This is a genomic window from Flavobacterium jumunjinense (assembly GCF_021650975.2).
Taxonomy (GTDB): domain Bacteria; phylum Bacteroidota; class Bacteroidia; order Flavobacteriales; family Flavobacteriaceae; genus Flavobacterium; species Flavobacterium jumunjinense.
Map to the genome: position 1 here is coordinate 406,874 of NZ_CP091285.1, position 22,384 is coordinate 429,257.

A 22,384-nucleotide genomic window follows, 5' to 3' on the forward strand; every position below is an offset into this window, starting at 1 on the left:
AATATTTTTAACACCTAAATTATTCATTAAATGAAGTACATAAAAAGATTTTATTTTATGATCTTTTTATTTTTCTCGTTGCTAGTTTTTTCACAAGAAATTTCTAACAATAAATTTATTCGTACACTAATTTTAAAAGAAATTCAGTTAAAGAAAGAAATTGATTTTAAAAAAGCATGTTCTTTTTTTATTCAAAACAACTTAGATTCAACTTTAGTTTATACAGCAAAACAGTTAAGTAATAAAAACAACACACTTGAAATCAAAGACTTTTGTCATTATTTTAGAGCACGTTGTTTTATAGAAAAAAAGATTTATGATGTAGCTAAACTAGAGTTAAATAAAATATCTAACCAAGTAGAATTTCATTATCATATAGTTATACTTTTAGGAGAAATAGCATTAGAACAACAAGATTATAAGATAGCCATTGACTATTTTGAAACAGTAGAAAGAGAATTTATTGAGAAACATGACTTCAACAGGTACTATTTTTATCAAAATTTAGGTCTTTGCTATTTTCATACAGAAAAATTCAATAAGGCAGAAGAGTATTTATTTAGAGCTTCTAATTTTTTATCAGAAGAAGCAGATACAATAAAAACAATAAGGTTAAATATTAATATTGCCAACCTCTATTATGAGCAATACAAAGACAATCAAGCCATTCCTTATTTTGAAAAAGCGTATGCCTTGTCAAAAAAAATAAAGAATTTTGAGATAAAACAAAATGCAGCTTTAAACATGGCTGTTGTGGAAGAAAATAGAAAAGATTTGGTAAAAGCTATGATGTATCGAAAAGAGTATGACATTTGGAAAGATTCTTTAAATAATCAAAACAAAATTTGGGCAGTAGCCGAAATTGAAAAAAAATATGCAGTAAATCAGAAACAAAAAGAAATACAACTATTAGCCTCTGAAAACAAAACAAAAGTTTCTCAACGAAATGGTTTTATTGTTGCTTCTGTTCTATTCCTATTGCTTTTTGGAACAGCTTTTTATTTTTACAATCAAAAGAGCAAAACAAATAAAATTATTGAGGCTCAAAAAGATAACTTAGATGATTTAAACGCTACGAAAGACAAACTATTCTCCATTGTTAGTCACGATCTGCGTTCCTCTGTAAACGCGTTGCAAGTTACTAATGATGAATTATTAAAAGACATTGCCAATCGTAATTTTGAAACATTAGATAAAACGGCTCATAAAAATGCAGCCATTGCTAATAGTACTTTTAATTTATTGGAAAATCTTCTACATTGGGCAACCTTACAAACACAACAACTCTATTTCCATATAGAATCTGTCGATTTATTTTCTGTAATGCAACAAATAGAATACAATTACAAACCTTTATTTGAAAATAAAAATCTTGTTTTTGCTAATAAAATTCCTAAAGCTACTTTCGTATTAGCCGATTTAGATTCTTTAAAGATAATTATTCGAAACTTGCTAGATAATGCCATAAAATTTTCAAACGAAAACGATACTATTTCAGTCTATACTTTTGATAAAGAAGCTGTTTTTCATTATCTTGTCATTGAAGATACAGGAATAGGAATGGATGAAGAAACAAGAATAAATTTGCTCAAAGAAGGGAATTTACTCAACAAAAAGAAAAACCAAAAAGGTATTGGAACAGGACTTGGCCTACAGCTTTGCAAATCGATGATTCAAAAAAACAAAGGTCATTTAGCTATTGAAAGTTATGAAAACAAAGGCACTAAGATAATTATTGCACTTCCTAAACTCACATCTAATGGATAAAGTAAACATACTCATCATTGAAGATAACCTAGATGAAGCAAAAGCACTTCAAGAGCTTTTACAAAGAAACAATTATAATGTGGTCGGAATTGCAAGCACCCATCAAGAAGCACTCACTTTATTTTACGAATTGCCAATTGACCTTGTTATAATTGATGTTTTTTTAGACGGTAATCCCGATGGAATTAGCTTTGCAGAAACCATTTCAATTATTCCCAATGCTTTAAAACCTTTTGTTTTCTTAACAAGTTCCAAAGACCGACAAATTTTTGAAAGAGCCAAACTAACCAAACCCTTTAGTTTCTTACTGAAACCTTTCAACGAATTAGAGGTATTATATGCCATAGAAATGGCTGTCGAAAAATTCTATGATCAACCCAACGTTTTTGTAAGCGAACACCAAGACACTGTAATAAGCGAATGTTATCTTTTTATAAAAAAGAAAAATGCACTCAACAAAGTAAAAACCGATAACATAATTTATATTGAAGTTGACGATCGTTATTGCTCTATTATTACTGAAAAAGAAAAATTTGTCATTCAAATTTCTCTCGGAAAAATTAGCGAACTATTATGTAGTAAAACTTTTGTGCAAACACACCGAAAATATATTGTGAATACCAACGCAATCGAAAAAATTATTCTTGAAGATAATTTATTGATTCTAAAAGACAATCACCAAGTCACATTTAGTGGGAAATACAAAGAAATTATAAAAAGTTTTACTATTTTAAAATAAGCCATAACCCAACATTTTCAAACACTTAAATCTTCTCAAACGGGAAGATTTTTTTGTTTTATAACGGTTAGCAAATTTCATTCACACATCTATTCTCATTCTTCTACATCAGAAAATATATCATTCACATCATCTTTTTCATTTGGCTCTTATTCAAAACCTAATTTTATCTCAGAAAACAAAACCTAGCGCTAGAAAAATTGTTTTTTTAAGATTAAAAGTAGAGTTCAGCAACTACTATAAAAACGAGGCGTAATCTGAAAAGCCTTATGAGTAAGAACAAATAAACAAAAATTATGGCAACAAATAGTGTAGAAACAACCTGGACAATTAACACATTAATAAACACAAATTATTTAGATAGCTTATCTGGAACAGGAACTTGGGAAAATCCAATTGGAGGAAATCAATATTTTAGTGACAATATAATTTTTGTCGCTACAAATGATAAGAACAATAATGTTTATTATGCAAATGACACGAACTTCAAATTAACAGTTAGTAAAAATGACAAAATAAATTGGGTTGTAAATTCTATGAACCCAATTAACAATAAGAACTTAGGAGTGGTTATGTATGGTTTTGACAAAGGCGCAAATTGGACTGGTAGCTTAACAAGTCCATCATCCGAAAGTATAGAATCCGTTTCGGTTAATTTAACTAACGGATTCATGAGCCAAAGTAAACCTACTGGTACCTTCATAGAAGCTAAGGCAAGTGAAATTGCTGTACCTCATACTTCTGTTAAAATTGAACCTGTAAAAGTTACAATTAATTATCACATTATGATTCTTCTTTTAGATCTATCTTCTCCAAGTAAACCATCAATTAAAAAGTATATCAAAATTGACCCAAAATTTATTATTTCATAAAACTGTCAATTTTTATATTCGAAAAATGATTTAAAATTTTATTGTGAAAGGCTGTCAAAAAAGACAGCCTTTTTATCTTTAAATGAAAACAAATACACATTCAACAAAAACACATTGTAAATACAAATATTATAGAATAATTTACTTCCAAAAGTAAATTATTATTGAAGGTTATTCATAAAGTTCCATTTCGGAAAAATAAACAATTACAACATATTTTTAAAATACTTAAATCTTCTCAAACGGGAAGGTTTTTTCATTTAGGACTCATTTTGTTTCTTGTTTTTAAGAGCACAACAACAGCTCTTTCAATACTGCTTAAATTCAATTTCATTGAAATACAACCAATTTTATTTACAACAAATAACTTTTCATTCACAACAGAAAACCTTCCGTTTACATCATCTTTTACATTTGGCTCTTATTCAAAACCTAATTTTATCTCAGAAAACAAAATCTAGCGCTAGAAAATTGTTCTTAAACATTCATTAAAAAATAAACATTATGAAAAAAGTAATTGTAAAATTGGAATTCGAAGGTAAAGATTTTGGATATATGAGAATCGATAAAAAAGGAACATTTTATGGAGGAGGAAGTGAATCTGAAGCAGTAGAATTTGAGTTAGAAAAATACAGCAAATTGAAAGAGGCTAATTATTTTAAAGTTTCGGGAACTAAAGGGTATCTTGATTTCAAAGCAACATCCTCAATCTTGTTTTCTGACACACCTTGGCTTTCAGTAGATAGTTCATCTATATGTGCATGGAAGATTATCGACAATGAATTACATGCTATTTTAGGAGGAAAAGACACAACAAAAGCTGTAAGCAGAAGCGCTCATGATTCATCTACTAGTGCTCTATATGCAAATTCCCCTATAGACAACAACCATTGTACAGTAACACTTGTTGATGCTACAAAAAAATCTTCTAACAATGAAAAAGAAGAACTAAAACACGCATTAACCGTTTAATTTTTTTAGTAGAAGTAGAGTTCAGCAACTACTATAAAAACGAGGTGAAATCTGAAAAGCCTTATGAGTAGGAACAAATAAATAAATTTTAGAAATAATGACTAAAAAAGAAATATCCATAAAAACTTTTAACAATACAGCCTTCTGCTGGGAAGCTTTCCCAAATGCAGAAAATCAAGAAATAAAATTAAACATTTATGATAGCCTAAACCAAGATCAAAGATGGACAATTAAAAGTTCAAAAATAACTATCAATACTAGAAATCAAGGGGCTAAAGTAGCAGAATGTTATCCGAAATCTAATCGCTTAGAAACCTCTAATAACCATCCTGATAGCATTGACCAAATCTTTGAATTCAAAAACATTCCAGAAGAAGGACCTAATGTATACTTTATAAGTTGTAACACTAAAAACAAAGGAACCCTTTTTGTGTATGGAAACTCCGAAAACCACAAAGGAATTGGACTACGAGAATTTAACCCAACGGATACAGAGTTATACTGGATTATAGAATAATTACAAGGAATTTAAAGTAACAATATTTTTTATTTCCGAGAGTTTTTCAAATATTTAGAATAAGAGGCTGTTCTTGCTTTTTAGGACAGCCTTTCTTATAAAATAAAATGTACTTAATACAAGTTTTCCCATTCACAACATAAAAACGTTCATTCACAACATTTTTTTCATCTTCCTTTCTGGCAATTTATATTTTTATGAAAGAAGCCAAGTATTAGGTATAATTTAAAACCAAAAATGAGTAGATTTTTTGCTATAAACCTATTTCGCCTGTAAAGAAAAAAACACCTCAAATATTTTAATGTTATGCCAGAAAAAAATCAAGATAAAGACAAAACGTTATCACCCAATAGTGGTAATACTAAATATACAATTAATATTTCTATCGAAGATCCAGAGAAACATATTGAAATCCTAAAGATAAACAATACTATTCCTGGTCAAAAAAACATTGCATGGCTAGCTCAAAATCCAAACAACAATAATATTGTATATAGTGAAAACTATCCAGTATATATGCCTAATAAAAATCCAATTAGTCCAAATGTTACAATTAAAAAAGAAGATTAATCAATAACAATCACTCTATTAAGACAACAAAAAAATTTGATTTTCAATAAGTTATTCCACAGTACTATTGAAAATTTTCCTATAGACGCAAACAAATACACAATTCAAATTTACATTCTGTTCACAACAATTGACCCCAAAAAAAACAGCAACATTAAATAAAAATAGAAATTATGACAGCATCAAAACTACAAGAAATAATAGCTACAGTACGACCTAATCCAAATAATTGGAGTTTTTATGAAAATCAAATTCGAGATGGAGCCAAAAAGATATTTAATGAAACGGTATCAATAAAAGAACCGGATTTATACCCATTTGCATATGCCACTCAAATAATTGACAGAGGATTGGGTTTTAGTTTCATGTGCAACAAATTCACAAATGGAAGGTTTCGTTTGTACGAATGTTTATTAGTCTTTGTATATCAAACTTTTGAAGGAGAAAATATATTGGTAAAAATTCAAAAAGTGGAATACAATTATGACAGTGAGTAATTTTTTTAAAAATGAGCAGGTATTTCACTCACAACATAAAAACGCTCATTCACAACATTTTTTTTATTTGCTGTTGTGTTGTAAGCTAATTTTATAACAGAAAATAAAAACTAGCGCTAGATTTTTTTCAAAACTTGAAAAAAGTAGATTTTGTTACTTGCTAAACCAAACAAACTTGCAATAAAAAAGCAAGTAAGAATTTTTGAAAATAAATATTTTATACTCACAAATTCAACAAACTAATTAAATAATAACCTAAAATTAAATCAATTATGGCAAGTCAAAATCAACTTACGTTCGTGAACAAAGCTCCTGAAGGAGTAAATGAAGCTTATCAGAGCAATAATATGCCTGTAACTCCTCACTTTGAAAAAAATCAATTTCTTACTCCACACTGGCATCCAAATGCAAATGAAATTACTACATGTACAAAGGGTTCTGGACAAGTAGTTCTTATCTCTCCCAATCCATCGTCACCTCATCAACAAGGAACGGCTATAAAAAATGTTTACGATATGACCGTGAACCAAAGTGTTTTCATCCCAAAAGGTTATTTTCATTATTTCATAAATACTGGAACAGAAAATTTTGATCTTGAATTAACTTTCAGTAACCCAAATTTCGATATTCTTACTTTAGATAACGTTGTAAACCTACTTCCAGAATACATTAGAAAACCTTCTTTAAACGGGAATCCAACTATTGAAATTCTTACAGTTGAAAATAAAACTGAAACAGTTTAGTATCTAAAAAAAAGAGCCTTCCATAATTTTTTCGCAATCACAAATGGCAAGGCTCTCTTCTTTCAGTTAAATAATAAAAGTAAAAATCATGTCAAAAAAAGCAAATGAAGAAACGGATCCCGATGAGACTTCTACATATCAAGTAGTACTCTCTTCTCATGGTCGCCATATGTTTTTCGGAACTCAAAATAGAAGCTACCTTGTGGTAGCTACTAATTTAGACGACAAAGAAGTTGCTGTTCTTGAAATAGCCAAAAGTGGAGTAAGAGAAGTAGGTGGCACAATGCGTATTTTTCCAAATGAAACCAATTCAATGCTTATTAAAAATAGTGGCAGTAGCATTTTTGTTTTAAATAGATCAGAATCAGCAATTCAATTTTTTCCAAAAATTGGAGTATCAATATTTCTTGCAGAATAATAACATTTTAAAATATGTAAACATGAATGAACAAAAAGTAACTCCGCCAATATTTCCAAATTCTTTAATTATTGAACCAACCCAATCCAACCCTGAACCAAATATCAAAGGATTAGGCCCTTTGCAATATTTAATTGGAACTTGGACAAATCAAAATTTAGGGTCGTCTGAAAGAGGTGGAAAATTAATGCCTTACTCTTATAACTTATTGGCTCTTCCATCAATTGAAGCAAAGGAAAAATACATCCTAAAAAACTTCACCTATTATGAGGAAATTACCTTCTCTCCAATAAATGGAAATGTGCAGAATAGAGGAGGTAATTATAGTCAATATTCAAATGTAATTTTCTATGAACAACGCGTCTATTTTGCAGAAGGACCATATAAAGACAAACTAGTACATGCAGAAAATGGTTCGTGGCTTTTCTTAAAAATAGATGAGCAACCCTTAAATGCATATGGTGCTACTCCTGTAATTCCACCTCCAAACCCGCTCCCAGTGCAAAACAAATTAGCTACTATTGCGAAACAAATTTCTGTACCACATGGTAATTCAATTTTAGCTATTGGAAATATTAAAAACTATAATAATCTTCAAGAAAACTCATATATAAACGAAGGACCATTAGAAATTGAAGATTACCAAGGTAGTCTTCCTCAAGACGCAGATTCAATAACTCCTTACAGAATAAAAACAAGTACTCAAGGAGGAAACCCTCATCCGCTATTTAACACAAACCCAAACAGACCATTGCAGCAATCTACTGTTGATTATCCCTGTACAAAATATATTGAATGGAGTGTTGACACCGAAAACAAAGCAGCACTAGGTTCTGTAACAAACATTCCTTTTGAACAAAAAAAAGCTGATGTTTCAAACTACAAAGCACAATACTGGTTGCAATCTTTTAATTCTGAAAATGCATATACACAATTAGCCTATTCACAAACCATTATATTAGATATTCCAATAAATGGTAAAATAGTCAAATTTCCACATATCACGTGTAATGTACTAACCAAGAAAGAGTAAAGATCAATATCTATTGAACTTAAACTACTTAGATAGTAAAGCAAATCATTTAATAAAACTAACAAATACATCAAATATGGCTTCAAATACTTTAAGAAACCCTCGTGAACTTCACAATCTTAAAAATTTTATAGATCAAATAACAACAACGCTCCCTTCTTCCATAAAAATTTCAACTTCTATAGGAGACTCAGAAACTTTTTATAATCATTATGAAAACAGTCTGATATTTAACACCCGAATTCAGACTAATCCATTCGTTATTGTCTATTGCGAAAATGAATTAGATGTTATAACAACCTACAATGCCGCAACCAAAAATGAACTTCCGATTCGAGTTAGAGCTGGTGGTCATGATCATGAAGGAGAATGCAGCGGAACAAATACTATTGTAATAGACGTTTCAAAAATTAACCATATCAAGGTAGACCCAAAAACTAAAATTGCATCTATTGGTCCTGGGAATAAATTTATAAGATTAACTACTGAGTTAGCCAAAGAAGATGTAATGATACCTCATGGCACTTGTGCAACGGTTGGTATTGCTGGTTTCACCATGGGTGGCGGTTGGGGTCCTTGGACAAGAGAAAACGGAATGTGTTGTGAGTCACTTGTAGGTGTAGATATCCTCTTAGGTAATGGAGAAATTGTAAAACTCGATGTTGACAAAAATGGAAAAGTCCCAGAATTACTTTGGGCGCTAAGAGGAGGTGGCGGTATGAGTTACGGCATTGTTACTGAACTTCGCATTCAAACATTCCCTTTGCCTCCTGCTTTATATCGTTTTGAATTAGAATGGAACTGTTATGAAGATATTAGTATGTTATGTTTAAAAGAAACAATACCTACTATAAAAGTACTAAAAAATTGGGAAAGACTTATTCAAAGTGACGACACTCCTTCCTTAGTAGGAACTAATTTTAAAATAAACGGATTACCTTGGGAAAAGAATAAACCAATCGATGTAAATACCATTGCTCACAATTGCATTCTCTACGGGTATTGGAAAGGTGATAAAGCAAGCCTTGACGCATTTATCAAAAAAGAATTTACAGGTGATTTAGCCCCTTGTTGGAAAAACATAGAAGCCCCAACTGGAGCAGATTATCCAAAAGACACTTATGGTTTAAATTTAATGAATTCATGGGATAGAGAATCATTGCCTAGAATTCAAACTAAAATGGGATTCAAAAATGTAAATGGCATTCCTTTTAAACCAGATGAAGACAAACCTGCACCTCATAAAATAACGTCTCGCTTAGTCAATAAAGAAGGACTTGGCTATGAAGGTAAAAATGGGTACGAACAATTATTAAAAAGTCTAACATCAGACCTCATTTTAAAAGGTAACAGAACACTTGGGCTATTTACATATGTTACACTAGGTGCAATTGCGGGTGATTTTTATAAAAAACATCCGAATGGTAATGGTAGTGCTTTTCCCTACAAAGACAAACTATATACAATACAGTACCAATGCTGGTGGAACGCAGAAGGAAAAGAAATTGAAAAAGAGCAAGATAGTTTTGTATATGACAGAACGAATAGAGCTTTAGACTGGATAGAAAAAAGTAGAGAAATAGAAATCCAGAATACCTCTGGAGCCTTTATTAGTTTCAAGGATAACTCTATCCCTACAGAAACCTATTTTTCTTATAACTATGATAAGTTGAAAGAAATTAAAATCAATTATTCAAAAGATGAGTACAATCATTTTAGAACTCGTAAAACAATCATTTAAAAAATAAATCATGAAAAAAGACATCAAAATCAATTACATAAATAAATCTATTAACAACGATTTACCAAACATTTTTCAATTTACTAAAAATGATATACCATGTTTTGATCATTTAAAGGAAGGTGTTGCTTGGAGACCAGCAATAAATGGTAATGATCCCTTTGGAATGATAGAAACAAAGACGATTGAAGTATTAAAAACGGATAATCAAGAGGCAACTTTAACTTCAACATACAATCCAAATGTACAAGAAGAAGAATTAGTATTTAAATATAAACTTAAGGGACAAAATGCTCAAGAATGGGAATTAACATATGGTGAAGTAGCTATTATTTTTGCACGAAGAGAAGTTTCTGTCAACAAAAAATCAAAATATAAAAATCTAGGAATCTTCTCAATTGGAAAATATACAGATTGGTTATATAGCCATAACTTATGGGAGCAACCTGAAGAATTAGAAAATAGAATTTATAGCTTATTAGAATTTAATTTAACTGGAAAAAAATAATTGATATGTGTACAAGAATATTTAATAATTTCAATAAAGAAAATTTAACCACAGCTCGCAATATGGATTGGGCTACCGAATTACCGACAAGTCTATTTGTTTTTAGAAATGAAAAAAATACTCCAATGGTAAAAACAGGGACAAGTCCACAAAACGAAAATTCGCTAATATGGACAGCAAAATACAATAGTGTAGTAACCATGGTGGGCGATGAACGAAAATACGGAGCGTCCGATGGATTAAACTCTGCTGGACTTATGGCTAATTTGCTATATGATAGTAATGCTAGTTATGAGCGTAAAGATGGAAGCTCTTGTAAAAATCTAGATGTATTTTGTTGGCTACAATTTGTATTAGATACTTGTTGTTCTGTACAAGAAGTTGTTGAAAAATTCAGCAAAGAGGCAACACCTCAAATACAAATCATAGGTGGTATTGTACCTGGAAGTACAAAGCCTGCTTCTTTACATTTATCTATTTCTGACAAATTTGGTGACTCAGCAATTATTGAGGTAAATAAAGGAAAATACGTCATTTATAACAATCCAGAATTTAGGGTAATGACCAATGAGCCTTCTTATGCAAAACAGATTGAGCTTAATCAATATTGGAGATGGCAATGGAGCAATAAAAACAATTTCCCAAGTAACACTTTACCAGGTGGAACATTCCCATCTGACCGTTTTGCAAGAGCTTCTTATTATCTAAATCATTTATACACTTCAGTCAGCACAGATGATTCGTTAGCACAATCAAAATCGGTTGTAATGAATGCTTCTGTTCCAGTAAACTTTAAATCTGGTGATTCAAATCATCCAAACATAGCACAAACGCTTTGGACAACTATTTCTAGTCATAATGATTTAAAATACTTTTTTTGTAATTCTAGAACACTTGGAAACATATGGGTAGATTTAAATATAATAGATTTATTCCCTGCTCCTGTTTCACGACTTATTTTGGTTGAAGAAATAGATTCTAATTTCATAAATAAATCGCTTTACGGCTTCAAAAATAATGATTTCGAAGCTACTAAAGATCCATTTAAAGCTAATTAAAAAAGTAAGGCTGACAAAATAATTGTCAGCCTTACTTTTTATATTTCTATCTTCTTTAATGAAACCGCATTCATACAATAACGCAAACCACTTGGCTCTGGTCCATCTGGAAAAACATGTCCTAAATGTCCTTCACAAGTGTTACACACTGCTTCTACCCTAATCATTCCAAAAGATACATCTTTAATATATCCTATAGAATTTTCTTTTATGGGTTGTGTAAAAGAAGGCCAACCTGTTCCGCTTTCAAATTTTTCATTAGCATCAAAAAGTAATGTATCACAACAAACACAGCCATAAATCCCTGGTTCAAATAAAGAACAAAGCTCCGAACTATTTGGCCTTTCTGTTCCTTTTAATCTTGTGATTCTATATTGTTCTTCGGATAACTGAGCCTTCCAATCGGCTTCTGTTTTTACCACTTTTCTATCTGCTTCTGGGTTTCCTCTAGTTGCAAAACCTATAATAGTATTCCAATTTAGCATAAGTTATATTTTTTATTATTTAAAATTTAAACGACTATTTAAGAACTACATGATAATGCAGAACATCCTACTTTGTGCCTTGCCCAATCTGGTCGTTTTGCATACCATTTTTGATATTCTGGTTGTTCATCATAAGGCTTCAAAAGCATTTCATACATTTCATTTAGTAATTTATAATCTCCTTTATCAGCTTCGTCAATAGCCAATTGAGCCATATAATTTCTCAAAACATATTTTGGATTAACACGATTCATTGCATTTTTTCTATCTTCATCTGTCACTCCTTGGTGTTTTATAATTGAAAGATATTGTGTAAACCAATACAACCATGTATCCTTTGTAATATCTTTCACTTCTTCAACATTATAGAATGCATCTTTCAATTTTTCTAAAGCAGTTTCAATTGTATCATCTTGTTTAACTTGACTCAGATCTCTAAAAAAAATAGTCATGTCTGTTTCTGTTAATTGAAGATTCTCTGTTAACAAATAAATACTTTCTTTCGTTTTTTCATTTTCAGAGAAGAAACCTAATTTGTCATGCATCATTTTTAAATATTCAACTTCATATTGAATAGGAAAGTCGTTCAAAATTTTCTCTAAAGGTTCTGCTTCTTCAATTAAAGGAAATAAAGCATTCGCCAATTGCAACAAATTCCATTGTGCAATTTTAGATTGATTACCAAAACGATACCTCTTGTGCTCATTATCTGTAGTGTTTGGTGTCCAATTCGGGTTATAATCTTCCAGCCAACCATATGGCCCATAATCGATTGTCAATCCATGAATAGACATATTATCGGTATTCATTACACCATGAACAAAACCAACTCTTTGCCAATGCACAATCATTTTAAGCGTTTTATTGGCTACCGTTTCAAAGAAAGCTAAATATTTTTCTTTTCCTTCTAATGAAATTTCAGGATAATAATATTTAATAGTATAATCTACCAGTGATTTCAAATTTTTATCATCTTCTCTTGCTGCGAAAATTTCAAAATTACCAAAACGGATAAAAGAAGGTGCAACTCGTGTTACAATTGCTCCTTTTTCGTAGGCCGCATTCCCATTATATAGTACATCACGTAAAACTTCATCTCCGCTTAAAGCTAGTGCTAAAGAACGAGTAGTTGGCACTCCCAAATGGAACATGGCTTCACTACAAAGGTGTTCACGAATAGAAGAACGTAAAACTGCAAAACCATCTCCCTTTCGAGAATAAGGTGTTTTACCCGCTCCTTTTAATTGAAGCATTAAACTAACATTATTATTTTCTATTTCAAATAAATTAATAGCTCTTCCGTCTCCTAATTGCCCTGCCCAATGTCCAAATTGATGCCCAGCATAACACATTGCATACGGCTTCGTTTCTTTAAAAACCGATTTCCCGGAAAATACATTTAAAAATTCATCAGAATTTAAATCCTTTTCTGTTAGCCCTACACTTTGCGCAACGTCTTTTGACACATGTATGATGCTTGGATTTGATGGTTTTTTGGGTTCTACATAAGAAAAACAAGCACCAACAACTTGCCTAGGTTCATCGTTTTCAATTACATCTGCTGACAGTTCTTTTGTAAACTTATTTTTAATATTCAATATCATTTTTTCCACTTTTTAAAACATTCACATTAAAAACAAATACTACTTCAATTTATCTGCGTAGTAATTTCTTAGCTTCGCTATTTTTGGATCAATTACCGCTCTACAGTATCCAGCTTCTTGATTATCATTATAATAATTTTGATGATTCTCTTCTGCTACATAAAATACATCAAAAGATTTAAGTTGTGTAACAATCGGATTAGCATATACTTCCTGAACTTTTTGAAACACCTTCTCCGCGATTGCTTTTTGTTCCTCACTATGATATAAGACAATAGAACGGTATTGCGTTCCATGATCTGCTCCCTGAGCATTTAAAGTTGTAGGATCATGACTTGTCATAAAAATGGTTAGTAAGTCTTCATAAGAAATAACATCCGAATCGAATGTAACCTGTACCACTTCTGCATGACCAGTTCTTCCTGAACAAACTTCTCTATATGCCGGATTTTTAATATGCCCATCAGTATATCCCGATACAATTTGTTCTATCCCTTTTAACCTTTGTATAACTGCTTCTATACACCAAAAACATCCACCTCCAAAAGTTGCTAATTGAGAATTTTTCATTCTTACTGTTTTTTTAAAATTATTATAGCGTTACAAAGATACAATACATATAAATTATACAATTGTTAATACTTCCTCATTGTTTGTTAATTATTCCTTCCCAAACACAAAAACAGTTAATCTTATGAAAAACAGGTATTTATACCTATAAAAAGAAAATCATTTCATCTTAATTTTATACTGTAATATTACAAACAAATAAAGTGAAGTTCAGCAATCACATTAAAAAACGAGGCGGAACCTGAAAGGCCTTATGAGTAGGGAAACAAACAAATAAAAAGTCATGAGTCAAAGTTTAACAGCCTCTTCGGCACAAATTGATGTACTTGTAGTCATAGACACAGAATATATCAAAAATAATTTTCCAAGGAACACAGATCCTAACAATGCTCAAGGAATAAATCATAATAGTCAATATATGATTTGTTACAGCCCTAGAGGAATTGTTTCTGGTCAAGGAACTGCAGATTTAAGTTTTAAAGCTAATGTTGGAGATAATGTTTCATTTAGAAGCACATCAATTCAGCAAAATTCTGATGATGCCGTAATTCTTTACGGAATTAAATACTGGAAAGGAGATAAAGTATTTAATACATTTACTACAAATATTGTTACAAGAAATAGAGCCGTTCAACCTGATCCAGATCAATTAAATGGTATTCCTCCAATTTTAACGTCTCAAAACTTTACAAGTTACGATTCTAAAATTGCTAGAGGTGGAACTGAAAACTTCTATGTGTACATTGCAGTTTATACACTTGCATCTGATGGTCAAACACAAGAATTATATGGTTATTATTATTGGGATCCTCAAGTTGTAGTTCCTTCTTAATTTTTATCAACTTTATTTTATAAAGATCTAATTGAAAGCACGAACTTGGTTTTCCTTGTTCGTGTTTTTTTAAAATCAAAAATATAATGACACCTTCTATTTCAATTATTCAAAAAACAACTTTTAAAATTTTGATTGTGATTGATACAATTGAAATCAAACAGAAGTATCCAAACCCTAATAATAATCTCGATGAACCAATTAAAATAGGCCAGGGAAATTGGTATACTATTTACCCTTATAGAGATAATATTGAACAAACAAATTCTCTACATTTTGTTTCACTTAAAGTTCAAAAAAAAGATAAAATTGTTATTTCAGGAATTTCTATTGATGGAGGTTCATCTGACGCGATTATTTTGAATGAAATTCAGAATTACAATTCAAGGAATGAGACTTTTAGTCCATTTGAATCTATTTGCGTATCTAAAAAAATGATTCTTAACAATCCAAATAGTGATGAAGAACTATCTATTATTAGTAGTGATCAAAATTTTATATGGTTTGAATCTGTAATTTCTAATTTTGGAAAAAGCAAGATTGATATCATTTTCTCTATATATAATTTAGATGACGATGGTAATCAGCAAAGTTTATATGGTTGCTTTTGTTTTCCTTTGCATTTCAAAATTTATGAGTAAACTTTACATAGAATTCATTTCTGATTTTTTTTTCAAAACTTTATTTCGAAACAAGAGAAAATGTAACAAATGCTTTTTCAAAAATAAATAATCAAATAATTTCCCAAAGATTCCAAATGGTGTTTCATACTGCAAAATATCTTGCATTATGGTAATACCATTTTTTACTTCGAATAAATGTTGATGTTTAAAGCTATTAAATTTCCCCTTCAATTGCTCGTCTATAAAATAAGTGTAAAAATCCATTTCTGAAATAATACTTTGATGTTGTAAATAAAAACCAAAGTGTTTTCCTTTCCAAGTCACAGTTTCTCCTTTTTCAATTAATCCAGAAGTTTTTCCAGCTATCGCTTTTTCATGAGTTTGACTCGCTGATTCTTGGTGCAAATCGATATCACGACTATTATTAAATACGACTTCAATAGGAGCATTAATTTCTGTTGTGAGATATATGGTTGTCATTTTAAATCTATTGATGTATTTACTAATCTTTGACAAAATTTTACTAATTAAAAAACTTTGTCAAAGATATTTGTTTCAATAACTATCCATTAATTACTAAAGGTTGTACTTTCTGATTTTCATTTGCTTTACGTTTTCCTCTAAAGAATAAATATAAATTTAAAAACAGCATGATTCCTAAGTAGATTGAAAAACCACCAATTTTATAACTTAAATTTTCAATTAATGATTGATACGAGTTGTCATTAATACTCATTTCTAATATTCGTAAAGCAAAACCAAGGTTTAAGAGGTAAAAACCTGTTTCGAATAGTTTATTTGTCGCTAAAGCAATTTCTTCTCGACCTTTAAAAATGTCGAGCATGTAAATTTTGCTATTATTAAAAAGTGTTTTTGAAACATAATAGGTTAAGAACAAAGCAACTGGTAAATAAATAGCGTAACCGATTAAAATTTTTGAAGTTTCCATAATTCTGATTTTAAATTAATTTTTTAATGTATTTAGTAAGTAAAAAAATATTGATGTAATGCATCACTGCAATTGTTATTATGATAATTGCAGATTTTGAAGCGATAATTTCAATTAAATGATTTGTAGTTATTATTCTTTGCCAAGAAACAATAGTCATGGCACAATAGCCAATATTGAGTAAATAATAACCAATTAGTAACATCTGATTAATTCTCTGACAAAGTTCTTCATGATCAGGAATTAGCTGTGAAACATAAATATTTCCATTATTAAAACATATTTTACCCACTTTTATGATGATGAAAAAAGTAATGATAAAATAAATGAGGTAGCCAATGATATTCAAGTTCATGATACTAAATCATTAAAGGTTTTCTCAATTGTATCGTACTTAAACCTAAATCCTTTTTGAAGTAATCGATCTGGAATTACGTTTCTGCTTTTCAAAACTAATTCAGGTTCTGTTCCAATCATTTTTGCTCCTAATCTCAAAAGAAACAAAGGTGTTGGTAAACCAATTGGCATTCCAATAGCTTTTCGCAATTGCTTCATGAATTGCTCATTCTTTATTGGTTTTAGTGAAACAACATTAATCACTCCAGTCAATTTTTCTTGTAGAATAAACTCAATAGCTCTTACCATGTCTAGTTCATGAATCCAACTCACGAATTGACTCCCTTTCCCTTGTTTTCCTCCTAGTCCAAACTGAGCCAATCGTTTTAAAGGAATAAATGCACCACCTTTTTTGCCTAAAACAATTGAGGTTCGCAAAGCCGTTTTTAAAGTATTCTTAGTTGGCACTTCAAAAAAAGTTTGCTCCCAAGTTTTGGCTACATTCATAGAGAAGTCGTCTCCTATTTCTCCATTTTCTTCCGTCATTTGTTTGTCTTCAGAATGTCTGTAAATAGTAGCTGTTGATGAGTTTAACCAATGCTTTGGTGGATTTGCACAACTTAAAACCGCAATATTTAAAACAGCAGTACTATCAACTCTTGATGCTAGAATTTCTTTTTTATTTTCATCTGTGTAACGACAATCTACTGATTTCCCAGCAAGGTTTATTAATACATCTGCATTTTCTAATTCGTTTTCCCAACCTGTTAGTGTTTTGGCATCCCAATGCACATATTTTACTTTGTCTTTTATTTGATCAGTACCTCTTGTTAAAACTACAATTTCAGTATATTCTTTTTTAAAATAATTGACTAGAACTTGACCTAAAAAACCAGTTCCCGCAGCTATGATTATTTTTTTCATTTGTTATAAATTTAGGATGAATAGTAATGCAATAATTCGATATAAAATCCATGTTAGTGTTAAAAACTTAGGCAACTGTAAAAGGCTTACTCTTCTATAATGTTCCAATATCATTAAGTTTACAGTTAGTCCAAACCAACTTAAAATAACATATTCATTTATTAATGTAAATTGGTTTAACAATAGAATTGGTAATAACATTAAACTTCCCATTACAGAAACAGTAACTAGATTCCCAATATAGTTGAATTGCTTTTGTTTGCTTAATTTTAGAATAAATAGAAATTGAAAGCCAATTTGTCCGACTGCTAAAAGTAATTCTCTAGTAAAATTCCCTTTTGGCAAAAGAGAAATCATTTCTGCGTATTGAAACAAAACAATGGCTGTGAAAAGAGTAGCAAAAACGATGTATAACAATCTATATTTCACGTTAAAACTAGGAACACATTGAATAGTAGTATCACTTGTAATTTTGCTTGGAGCAATTACTTTTCTATTATAAGAAATAAACTTGTATAGTTTTTTTAAGCAATAATTTATTGGTTTCCAGTTTCCAACTTTTTCCATCCAAGGAAATGAATTCCCTATTACTTTTAGTAAACTATCAATACCATATAAAGTAGTTTTGTTTTTTGTGTCCACCAAAGCAATTTCGTCTTTAGCTCTATCTAAATCAATGTAGTTTTGCTCTTCATTTGTTAAAGTAACAAAAGGTTTTCTTCCATTTTTATCTAACATATTCGCTTTAATAAATACAGCAGTATATAGGTTGCACATTGGACAATCTTCATCATAAAGAAGCATATGGTTTGTTAATGTTTTCATATTCTTTGATGAGTTTGGTTAAAATAATAAAGAAATAAGTAGCAACTATTAATGGAGTTACAAGTATTATTACGCATGAAGTTTCAAAATCAATTACTGCAAATCTATATTTAAATGTTAAAAACAAAATCAGTGTTTCAATAATTACAAGAATCCAATAAATTGTCAAATATTTTTTTGCTTTATTAGATTGAGTATATAAATGAGCCGTTAAAAAAAAAGCCGAAACTATCTGAACAAAACCTAAGACAATTAATCCAACTGGACCACCATAGAAAGTTAGCATCAAAGCTAAAGTTGCATAGAATACTCCCTTATTAATTTTTAATATTGTTTTCATGATATTGTTCTTTTATTTTCTACACTTATTTCAGAACCTCTTGCAAGAATAACAGAACTTGGTTTAATGTTCTTTAAATGTGCAAAATCACTTCCATAGACCTTTTCAAAATCTACATCAATTTTTGTATCAATAACTGGATATTGTTCCCATCTTGGATGTTTTACCTCATATTCAAATGTTGTTGAATTATTAAGCTTTGTATAACCAAAATAATGTTCGCAAATGAAATCGGCTTCTGTATTTTCTTCAATAGGCAATAATACATTTTTAGCTGTTATTTCCATCGAATTCCATTTATTATCAATATTCCATTGGTAAACATAATCAGTTGTTTCTTTAGATGATGTGATACTATGCTTCATAGGAAGTGTTTGATAATGTTCTTTGTAAATGGTATTGGCAACCAAAGTCAAAGCGTGTTTTGGAACAATCTCTTTAATAAAAACAACACCACGTTTCCATTCATTATTTTTTTCTAACATCTCAAAGCGTTTTACATAGAATCGAAGGTTTACTTCTTCAAAATTAATATGAAAAGGAATTTTTAGTCCTAATAATTTTGTGTCCAGGAATAAGAAACCAACAAGACTCACATAACATTTTCCTTCATACAAATCGATTTCAGTTCCTTTTGGAAGGTATTTCTCTAAAATTTTTGGATCAACTTCATAATTGATTAATGCTAAATTTTTCCAGTTTGCAGTTAAGAAGCTATTTGATTTTCTATTGTAAAAGTGAATAATGTATGTTAGAAAGAAAATTAAAAATATCGGAATTAAAAAAGTCCAGTTAAAATCTCCATTCCAGATACAAAAAAACAGTCCAGTTATAATGAAATAAACATAAATCAATTTATTTTTTGGATAAAGAAATAGAAAAAGAGTAGCCGCAACAACTTGAAGAAAACCAGTAATTGGCAATCCATAAGCACCGAATAATAAAAAAAGAAAGGCTGTCATGTTGATATATTTGATATACTTTAAAGGTGTTTTCATGATTTAATTTTTAGTATTGTAAACTATTACAGAAAGATAGATGGCTAAAACAATCGGAATTGGAAACAATATATAAGTAAGAATAGCGAAATAACCCAAACCTGCATTGATTATCCACATCGTGAAAAACAAACCAACACTTCCAGCATAAATTCGTAATTGTTTATTTTCAGGATTGTTAAACAACATGCTTAGACCAATAATGACTTGAATTAAACCTGTTAACATTAATGATGCGACTGCCATTGCAATCGCCTCCACATTAAAAATGCTTAAGCATAAAAACATAATTGGTAATCCTATCGCAAATGTGTTCCAATATTGTATCGTTTTCATAATTCTTTTTATTTTTAAACTTTCAGAAAAAAATGAAAGTTTTGATTAAAATTTTTTATTTTTTCATAAACTTAACTAACAATTGAGTAAGCCAATTATCTTTGTATTCGGTCATTTTATCCAAAATAGTATCGGCTTTTAAAACAAAATCATATAATTTAGTTGTTTGCTCAACGAAATGTTTTTCTTCATCTGTTTTGTTAGCATCTATAGACGAAACTTCCTTTAATACTTTTAAAGCGGGTTTTATTTCTCTCTTACTTCTTTCTCTTGAAATTTTTACTGCTAATTCATCTAAGTCTTTTTCAGCAGTAAAAAACTCTCTTCTTTCGCCAGGTTTATATTCTTTGTAAGCAATTCCCCAATCCATCAAAGCACGAATATTCATACTTGCATTTCCTCTAGAAATTTGCAATTCTTCCATAATGTCTTCCATAGAAACAGGTTCATTACTAACCATTAATAAAGCATGGATTTGTGCCATCGTTTTATTAATACCCCATTGAGAACCAAGAGCTCCCCAAGTTTGAACGAATTTATTTTTTGCTTCTTTGAATTGCATTTTTGATATATCTAATTTTACAGTACAAATATATACATAAGTTTCCGAAGTTTCAAAAAAAAATGAAAGTTTATTTTTTGGCACGTAAATTGAATATAGCTTTAGAAATAACAAATTAAAGAAAACACTTATGAGATCAATACAACTAAACAAAGTTAAACAAGTCCTACAAGAGAGGACAAAATTAGTATTTAGTGCTTTTATTTTAATCTTTACACTACAAAGTAATGCACAAAGAGTATCGGTAAATATAAATGTTAATTCACATCCTAATCATGGCCATGGGCATTACGAAGACAGCCATCATCATGAGAATGTAGTTGACTATTACTACTATCCTGAAATTGAAGTTTATTTTGACGTTCAATCTTCTATGTATATTTACTATGCTTCTAATGGTTGGATTAAATCTAGATATTTACCAAGACACTGCAGTAATTATAATATTCAAAGAGGTTATAGAGTTGTATTGGACTATCATGGAAACCGACCTTATAATGATTTTCATCATCATAAAAAAAGATATAAATGTAAACCTTATTACCAATCATGTTGTGAAAAAAGGCACAAACATAAATATCATAAAAAACATAGAAGAAACCATGACTATGATGAAGATGATGATTAAAAAGAAATAGAAGAATTTTTATTGTTAGACAACTAAAAGCGAATTATCATTTAATTGATAGTTCGCTTTTTACATTTATAAATTATATCTGTTATATCATAAAAAGAACGATTAAGATTTCATCAATAAATTTTCATTCCAAAAAATATTTATTTTATTATGAATTTATCATTGTTCAATACTAATTGATGCTATTTAATTTGAATAGAAAAAGGATGTCCAAATTCTTTCAAATTAAAATCACAAAAAAATGTGTTTCATCAATAATGATTTTACAATACGTGAATTAAGAATAGGTCAAGAAACTGTAAGTAGCTTGTAGATATAGATGTATTGGAAGTATTTTTGAACTGTTTTAAATCTGCAGATTAAACAACATTTATACAAACATAAAATCAAACAAATGAAAAAAACAACTCTTTTATTTACATTATTAGGTTTAACACTTATTACAAGTTGTAGTACTGATGAGATAAATTTATCAACTAATGAAAAACAGTCTCAGAAATCAGAAAAATGTGGTTTTGCCAACACTATAACACCAACAACAAAAATTTTAATTACAGATATATCAAGAGGGTTTTATGAAACAATTGAAATTCAAGGAAATCAAATAATGAAAAACAGTAGTGGAATTGTCCCTCCATCAAACTACACAATTACTTATTCAAATTTCAGCTTTTTAAATTATGAATTTTCTAGTTTAAATTTGTCTCAAATACCAACTTATCCAGCTCCTTCGAAAGATCACTTATTTGATGGAGCACAAATAGAGACATTAGAGATAATTCATAACGGAAGCTATTACTCTTCTCAGTCGTATGATAGAGGTAATCCACCAGTTGAAATAAAGGACTTTGTTAATTTTATTAAAAGTTTATAATTAAAACAGAAGTTTACAAAACCAAAAAATCCCGACATATCGGGATTTTTTTTA

Annotated in this window: 29 protein-coding genes; 17 read left to right on the plus strand and 12 right to left on the minus strand. The window is 29.8% G+C overall.

Features of this window, described 5'->3' with window-relative positions:
• The first annotated feature begins 30 nt into the window (after positions 1-30).
• From L2Z92_RS02040 to L2Z92_RS02100, 13 genes are all read left to right on the plus strand, one after another.
• Positions 31-1,767: a tetratricopeptide repeat-containing sensor histidine kinase gene (locus tag L2Z92_RS02040; protein WP_265210633.1), complete on the plus strand. Its 1,737-nt coding sequence runs from the start codon at positions 31-33 to the stop codon at positions 1,765-1,767.
• Complete coding sequence (locus L2Z92_RS02045) at positions 1,760-2,506, plus strand: LytR/AlgR family response regulator transcription factor (RefSeq protein ID WP_236457191.1); 747 nt, start codon at positions 1,760-1,762, stop codon at positions 2,504-2,506. The genes L2Z92_RS02040 and L2Z92_RS02045 overlap by 8 nt, the downstream gene beginning before the upstream one ends.
• Before the next feature lie 296 nt (positions 2,507-2,802).
• On the plus strand, positions 2,803-3,378 hold the full coding sequence (locus L2Z92_RS02050; RefSeq protein ID WP_236457192.1) for a hypothetical protein: 576 nt from the start codon (positions 2,803-2,805) through the stop codon (positions 3,376-3,378).
• 504 nt (positions 3,379-3,882) lie between these two features.
• The gene (locus L2Z92_RS02055) at positions 3,883-4,350 is read left to right on the plus strand and encodes a hypothetical protein (protein WP_236457193.1); all 468 of its coding nucleotides are present in this window, start codon (positions 3,883-3,885) and stop codon (positions 4,348-4,350) included.
• A 97-nt stretch (positions 4,351-4,447) separates the two neighbouring features.
• The gene (locus L2Z92_RS02060; protein ID WP_236457194.1) at positions 4,448-4,867 is read left to right on the plus strand and encodes a hypothetical protein; all 420 of its coding nucleotides are present in this window, start codon (positions 4,448-4,450) and stop codon (positions 4,865-4,867) included.
• A 306-nt stretch (positions 4,868-5,173) separates the two neighbouring features.
• Positions 5,174-5,437, plus strand: coding sequence for a hypothetical protein (locus tag L2Z92_RS02065; RefSeq protein WP_236457195.1), 264 nt, complete (start codon positions 5,174-5,176; stop codon positions 5,435-5,437).
• Between the two features lie 173 nt (positions 5,438-5,610).
• Complete coding sequence (locus tag L2Z92_RS02070; protein WP_236457196.1) at positions 5,611-5,934, plus strand: hypothetical protein; 324 nt, start codon at positions 5,611-5,613, stop codon at positions 5,932-5,934.
• Between the two features lie 272 nt (positions 5,935-6,206).
• Positions 6,207-6,677, plus strand: a complete 471-nt coding sequence (locus L2Z92_RS02075) for a cupin domain-containing protein (protein WP_236457197.1) — start codon at positions 6,207-6,209, stop codon at positions 6,675-6,677.
• A gap of 88 nt (positions 6,678-6,765) precedes the next feature.
• Positions 6,766-7,095, plus strand: a complete 330-nt coding sequence (locus L2Z92_RS02080) for a hypothetical protein (protein WP_236457198.1) — start codon at positions 6,766-6,768, stop codon at positions 7,093-7,095.
• A 22-nt stretch (positions 7,096-7,117) separates the two neighbouring features.
• The gene (locus L2Z92_RS02085; protein ID WP_236457199.1) at positions 7,118-8,128 is read left to right on the plus strand and encodes a heme-binding protein; all 1,011 of its coding nucleotides are present in this window, start codon (positions 7,118-7,120) and stop codon (positions 8,126-8,128) included.
• Positions 8,129-8,141: 13 nt separating this feature from the next.
• Entirely contained in the window at positions 8,142-9,869 is a 1,728-nt protein-coding gene (locus L2Z92_RS02090; protein ID WP_236457200.1) for an FAD-dependent oxidoreductase, read from the plus strand.
• Positions 9,870-9,879: 10 nt separating this feature from the next.
• Entirely contained in the window at positions 9,880-10,377 is a 498-nt protein-coding gene (locus tag L2Z92_RS02095; RefSeq protein WP_236457201.1) for a hypothetical protein, read from the plus strand.
• Positions 10,378-10,382: 5 nt separating this feature from the next.
• Complete coding sequence (locus L2Z92_RS02100) at positions 10,383-11,435, plus strand: linear amide C-N hydrolase (protein WP_236457202.1); 1,053 nt, start codon at positions 10,383-10,385, stop codon at positions 11,433-11,435.
• Between the two features lie 38 nt (positions 11,436-11,473).
• Here the strand turns inward: L2Z92_RS02100 and msrB are convergent, their stop codons facing one another.
• The 3 genes from msrB to msrA are packed head-to-tail and all read right to left on the minus strand — an operon-like array spanning position 11,474 to position 14,094.
• Positions 11,474-11,920 carry a peptide-methionine (R)-S-oxide reductase MsrB gene (gene msrB, locus L2Z92_RS02105; RefSeq protein ID WP_236457203.1) on the minus strand — a complete coding sequence of 149 codons (447 nt, stop codon included), beginning with the start codon at positions 11,918-11,920 and terminating at the stop codon, positions 11,474-11,476.
• Between the two features lie 38 nt (positions 11,921-11,958).
• Positions 11,959-13,524 carry a protein adenylyltransferase SelO gene (locus L2Z92_RS02110; RefSeq protein ID WP_236457204.1) on the minus strand — a complete coding sequence of 522 codons (1,566 nt, stop codon included), beginning with the start codon at positions 13,522-13,524 and terminating at the stop codon, positions 11,959-11,961.
• A 39-nt stretch (positions 13,525-13,563) separates the two neighbouring features.
• Positions 13,564-14,094, minus strand: coding sequence for a peptide-methionine (S)-S-oxide reductase MsrA (msrA, locus tag L2Z92_RS02115; RefSeq protein WP_236457205.1), 531 nt, complete (start codon positions 14,092-14,094; stop codon positions 13,564-13,566).
• Positions 14,095-14,377: 283 nt separating this feature from the next.
• Here msrA and L2Z92_RS02120 point away from each other — a divergent pair, with 283 nt between their 5' ends.
• Both L2Z92_RS02120 and L2Z92_RS02125 read left to right on the plus strand, forming a co-directional pair.
• Entirely contained in the window at positions 14,378-14,926 is a 549-nt protein-coding gene (locus L2Z92_RS02120; RefSeq protein ID WP_236457206.1) for an inclusion body family protein, read from the plus strand.
• A gap of 86 nt (positions 14,927-15,012) precedes the next feature.
• A complete protein-coding gene (locus L2Z92_RS02125; protein WP_262913001.1) occupies positions 15,013-15,567 on the plus strand; it encodes an inclusion body family protein in 555 nt (184 codons plus the stop codon).
• A gap of 3 nt (positions 15,568-15,570) precedes the next feature.
• Here the strand turns inward: L2Z92_RS02125 and L2Z92_RS02130 are convergent, their stop codons facing one another.
• From L2Z92_RS02130 to L2Z92_RS02170, 9 genes are all read right to left on the minus strand, one after another.
• On the minus strand, positions 15,571-16,029 hold the full coding sequence (locus tag L2Z92_RS02130) for an SRPBCC family protein (RefSeq protein ID WP_236457208.1): 459 nt from the start codon (positions 16,027-16,029) through the stop codon (positions 15,571-15,573).
• Between the two features lie 82 nt (positions 16,030-16,111).
• The gene (locus L2Z92_RS02135) at positions 16,112-16,498 is read right to left on the minus strand and encodes a hypothetical protein (protein WP_236457209.1); all 387 of its coding nucleotides are present in this window, start codon (positions 16,496-16,498) and stop codon (positions 16,112-16,114) included.
• A gap of 10 nt (positions 16,499-16,508) precedes the next feature.
• A complete protein-coding gene (locus L2Z92_RS02140) occupies positions 16,509-16,853 on the minus strand; it encodes a hypothetical protein (protein ID WP_236457210.1) in 345 nt (114 codons plus the stop codon).
• On the minus strand, positions 16,850-17,758 hold the full coding sequence (locus tag L2Z92_RS02145; RefSeq protein ID WP_236457211.1) for a TIGR01777 family oxidoreductase: 909 nt from the start codon (positions 17,756-17,758) through the stop codon (positions 16,850-16,852). The genes L2Z92_RS02140 and L2Z92_RS02145 overlap by 4 nt, the downstream gene beginning before the upstream one ends.
• Positions 17,759-17,761: 3 nt before the next feature.
• Positions 17,762-18,583 (minus strand): DCC1-like thiol-disulfide oxidoreductase family protein, encoded by an 822-nt coding sequence (locus tag L2Z92_RS02150; protein WP_236457212.1) that lies wholly within the window; start codon positions 18,581-18,583, stop codon positions 17,762-17,764.
• Positions 18,549-18,923: a hypothetical protein gene (locus L2Z92_RS02155; protein ID WP_236457213.1), complete on the minus strand. Its 375-nt coding sequence runs from the start codon at positions 18,921-18,923 to the stop codon at positions 18,549-18,551. Before L2Z92_RS02155 ends, L2Z92_RS02150 begins: the two co-directional genes overlap by 35 nt.
• Positions 18,920-19,921, minus strand: a complete 1,002-nt coding sequence (locus L2Z92_RS02160) for a YqjF family protein (protein WP_319800390.1) — start codon at positions 19,919-19,921, stop codon at positions 18,920-18,922. Before L2Z92_RS02160 ends, L2Z92_RS02155 begins: the two co-directional genes overlap by 4 nt.
• A 3-nt stretch (positions 19,922-19,924) precedes the next feature.
• Positions 19,925-20,257 carry a hypothetical protein gene (locus L2Z92_RS02165; RefSeq protein WP_236457214.1) on the minus strand — a complete coding sequence of 111 codons (333 nt, stop codon included), beginning with the start codon at positions 20,255-20,257 and terminating at the stop codon, positions 19,925-19,927.
• A gap of 55 nt (positions 20,258-20,312) precedes the next feature.
• On the minus strand, positions 20,313-20,819 hold the full coding sequence (locus L2Z92_RS02170) for a GbsR/MarR family transcriptional regulator (RefSeq protein ID WP_236457215.1): 507 nt from the start codon (positions 20,817-20,819) through the stop codon (positions 20,313-20,315).
• A gap of 395 nt (positions 20,820-21,214) precedes the next feature.
• Between L2Z92_RS02170 and L2Z92_RS02175 the strand changes: the two genes are divergently transcribed.
• Both L2Z92_RS02175 and L2Z92_RS02180 read left to right on the plus strand, forming a co-directional pair.
• A complete protein-coding gene (locus L2Z92_RS02175; protein ID WP_236457216.1) occupies positions 21,215-21,457 on the plus strand; it encodes a hypothetical protein in 243 nt (80 codons plus the stop codon).
• 393 nt (positions 21,458-21,850) lie between these two features.
• Positions 21,851-22,330 carry a hypothetical protein gene (locus tag L2Z92_RS02180; protein ID WP_236457217.1) on the plus strand — a complete coding sequence of 160 codons (480 nt, stop codon included), beginning with the start codon at positions 21,851-21,853 and terminating at the stop codon, positions 22,328-22,330.
• Positions 22,331-22,384 lie beyond the last annotated feature (54 nt).

What these genes read in the sequence shown, in the direction of transcription:
- L2Z92_RS02040 (WP_265210633.1), top strand. Translation starts at nt 31, where the DNA reads ATGAAGTACATAAAAAGATTTTATTTTATGATCTTTTTATTTTTCTCG.
- L2Z92_RS02045 (WP_236457191.1), top strand. Translation starts at nt 1,760, where the DNA reads ATGGATAAAGTAAACATACTCATCATTGAAGATAACCTAGATGAAGCA.
- L2Z92_RS02050 (WP_236457192.1), top strand. Translation starts at nt 2,803, where the DNA reads ATGGCAACAAATAGTGTAGAAACAACCTGGACAATTAACACATTAATA.
- L2Z92_RS02055 (WP_236457193.1), top strand. Translation starts at nt 3,883, where the DNA reads ATGAAAAAAGTAATTGTAAAATTGGAATTCGAAGGTAAAGATTTTGGA.
- L2Z92_RS02060 (WP_236457194.1), top strand. Translation starts at nt 4,448, where the DNA reads ATGACTAAAAAAGAAATATCCATAAAAACTTTTAACAATACAGCCTTC.
- L2Z92_RS02065 (WP_236457195.1), top strand. Translation starts at nt 5,174, where the DNA reads ATGCCAGAAAAAAATCAAGATAAAGACAAAACGTTATCACCCAATAGT.
- L2Z92_RS02070 (WP_236457196.1), top strand. Translation starts at nt 5,611, where the DNA reads ATGACAGCATCAAAACTACAAGAAATAATAGCTACAGTACGACCTAAT.
- L2Z92_RS02075 (WP_236457197.1), top strand. Translation starts at nt 6,207, where the DNA reads ATGGCAAGTCAAAATCAACTTACGTTCGTGAACAAAGCTCCTGAAGGA.
- L2Z92_RS02080 (WP_236457198.1), top strand. Translation starts at nt 6,766, where the DNA reads ATGTCAAAAAAAGCAAATGAAGAAACGGATCCCGATGAGACTTCTACA.
- L2Z92_RS02085 (WP_236457199.1), top strand. Translation starts at nt 7,118, where the DNA reads ATGAATGAACAAAAAGTAACTCCGCCAATATTTCCAAATTCTTTAATT.
- L2Z92_RS02095 (WP_236457201.1), top strand. Translation starts at nt 9,880, where the DNA reads ATGAAAAAAGACATCAAAATCAATTACATAAATAAATCTATTAACAAC.
- L2Z92_RS02100 (WP_236457202.1), top strand. Translation starts at nt 10,383, where the DNA reads ATGTGTACAAGAATATTTAATAATTTCAATAAAGAAAATTTAACCACA.
- msrB (WP_236457203.1), bottom strand. Translation starts at nt 11,920, where the DNA reads ATGCTAAATTGGAATACTATTATAGGTTTTGCAACTAGAGGAAACCCA.
- L2Z92_RS02110 (WP_236457204.1), bottom strand. Translation starts at nt 13,524, where the DNA reads ATGATATTGAATATTAAAAATAAGTTTACAAAAGAACTGTCAGCAGAT.
- msrA (WP_236457205.1), bottom strand. Translation starts at nt 14,094, where the DNA reads ATGAAAAATTCTCAATTAGCAACTTTTGGAGGTGGATGTTTTTGGTGT.
- L2Z92_RS02120 (WP_236457206.1), top strand. Translation starts at nt 14,378, where the DNA reads ATGAGTCAAAGTTTAACAGCCTCTTCGGCACAAATTGATGTACTTGTA.
- L2Z92_RS02125 (WP_262913001.1), top strand. Translation starts at nt 15,013, where the DNA reads ATGACACCTTCTATTTCAATTATTCAAAAAACAACTTTTAAAATTTTG.
- L2Z92_RS02130 (WP_236457208.1), bottom strand. Translation starts at nt 16,029, where the DNA reads ATGACAACCATATATCTCACAACAGAAATTAATGCTCCTATTGAAGTC.
- L2Z92_RS02135 (WP_236457209.1), bottom strand. Translation starts at nt 16,498, where the DNA reads ATGGAAACTTCAAAAATTTTAATCGGTTACGCTATTTATTTACCAGTT.
- L2Z92_RS02140 (WP_236457210.1), bottom strand. Translation starts at nt 16,853, where the DNA reads ATGAACTTGAATATCATTGGCTACCTCATTTATTTTATCATTACTTTT.
- L2Z92_RS02145 (WP_236457211.1), bottom strand. Translation starts at nt 17,758, where the DNA reads ATGAAAAAAATAATCATAGCTGCGGGAACTGGTTTTTTAGGTCAAGTT.
- L2Z92_RS02150 (WP_236457212.1), bottom strand. Translation starts at nt 18,583, where the DNA reads ATGAAAACATTAACAAACCATATGCTTCTTTATGATGAAGATTGTCCA.
- L2Z92_RS02155 (WP_236457213.1), bottom strand. Translation starts at nt 18,923, where the DNA reads ATGAAAACAATATTAAAAATTAATAAGGGAGTATTCTATGCAACTTTA.
- L2Z92_RS02160 (WP_319800390.1), bottom strand. Translation starts at nt 19,921, where the DNA reads ATGAAAACACCTTTAAAGTATATCAAATATATCAACATGACAGCCTTT.
- L2Z92_RS02165 (WP_236457214.1), bottom strand. Translation starts at nt 20,257, where the DNA reads ATGAAAACGATACAATATTGGAACACATTTGCGATAGGATTACCAATT.
- L2Z92_RS02170 (WP_236457215.1), bottom strand. Translation starts at nt 20,819, where the DNA reads ATGCAATTCAAAGAAGCAAAAAATAAATTCGTTCAAACTTGGGGAGCT.
- L2Z92_RS02175 (WP_236457216.1), top strand. Translation starts at nt 21,215, where the DNA reads ATGGTTGGATTAAATCTAGATATTTACCAAGACACTGCAGTAATTATA.
- L2Z92_RS02180 (WP_236457217.1), top strand. Translation starts at nt 21,851, where the DNA reads ATGAAAAAAACAACTCTTTTATTTACATTATTAGGTTTAACACTTATT.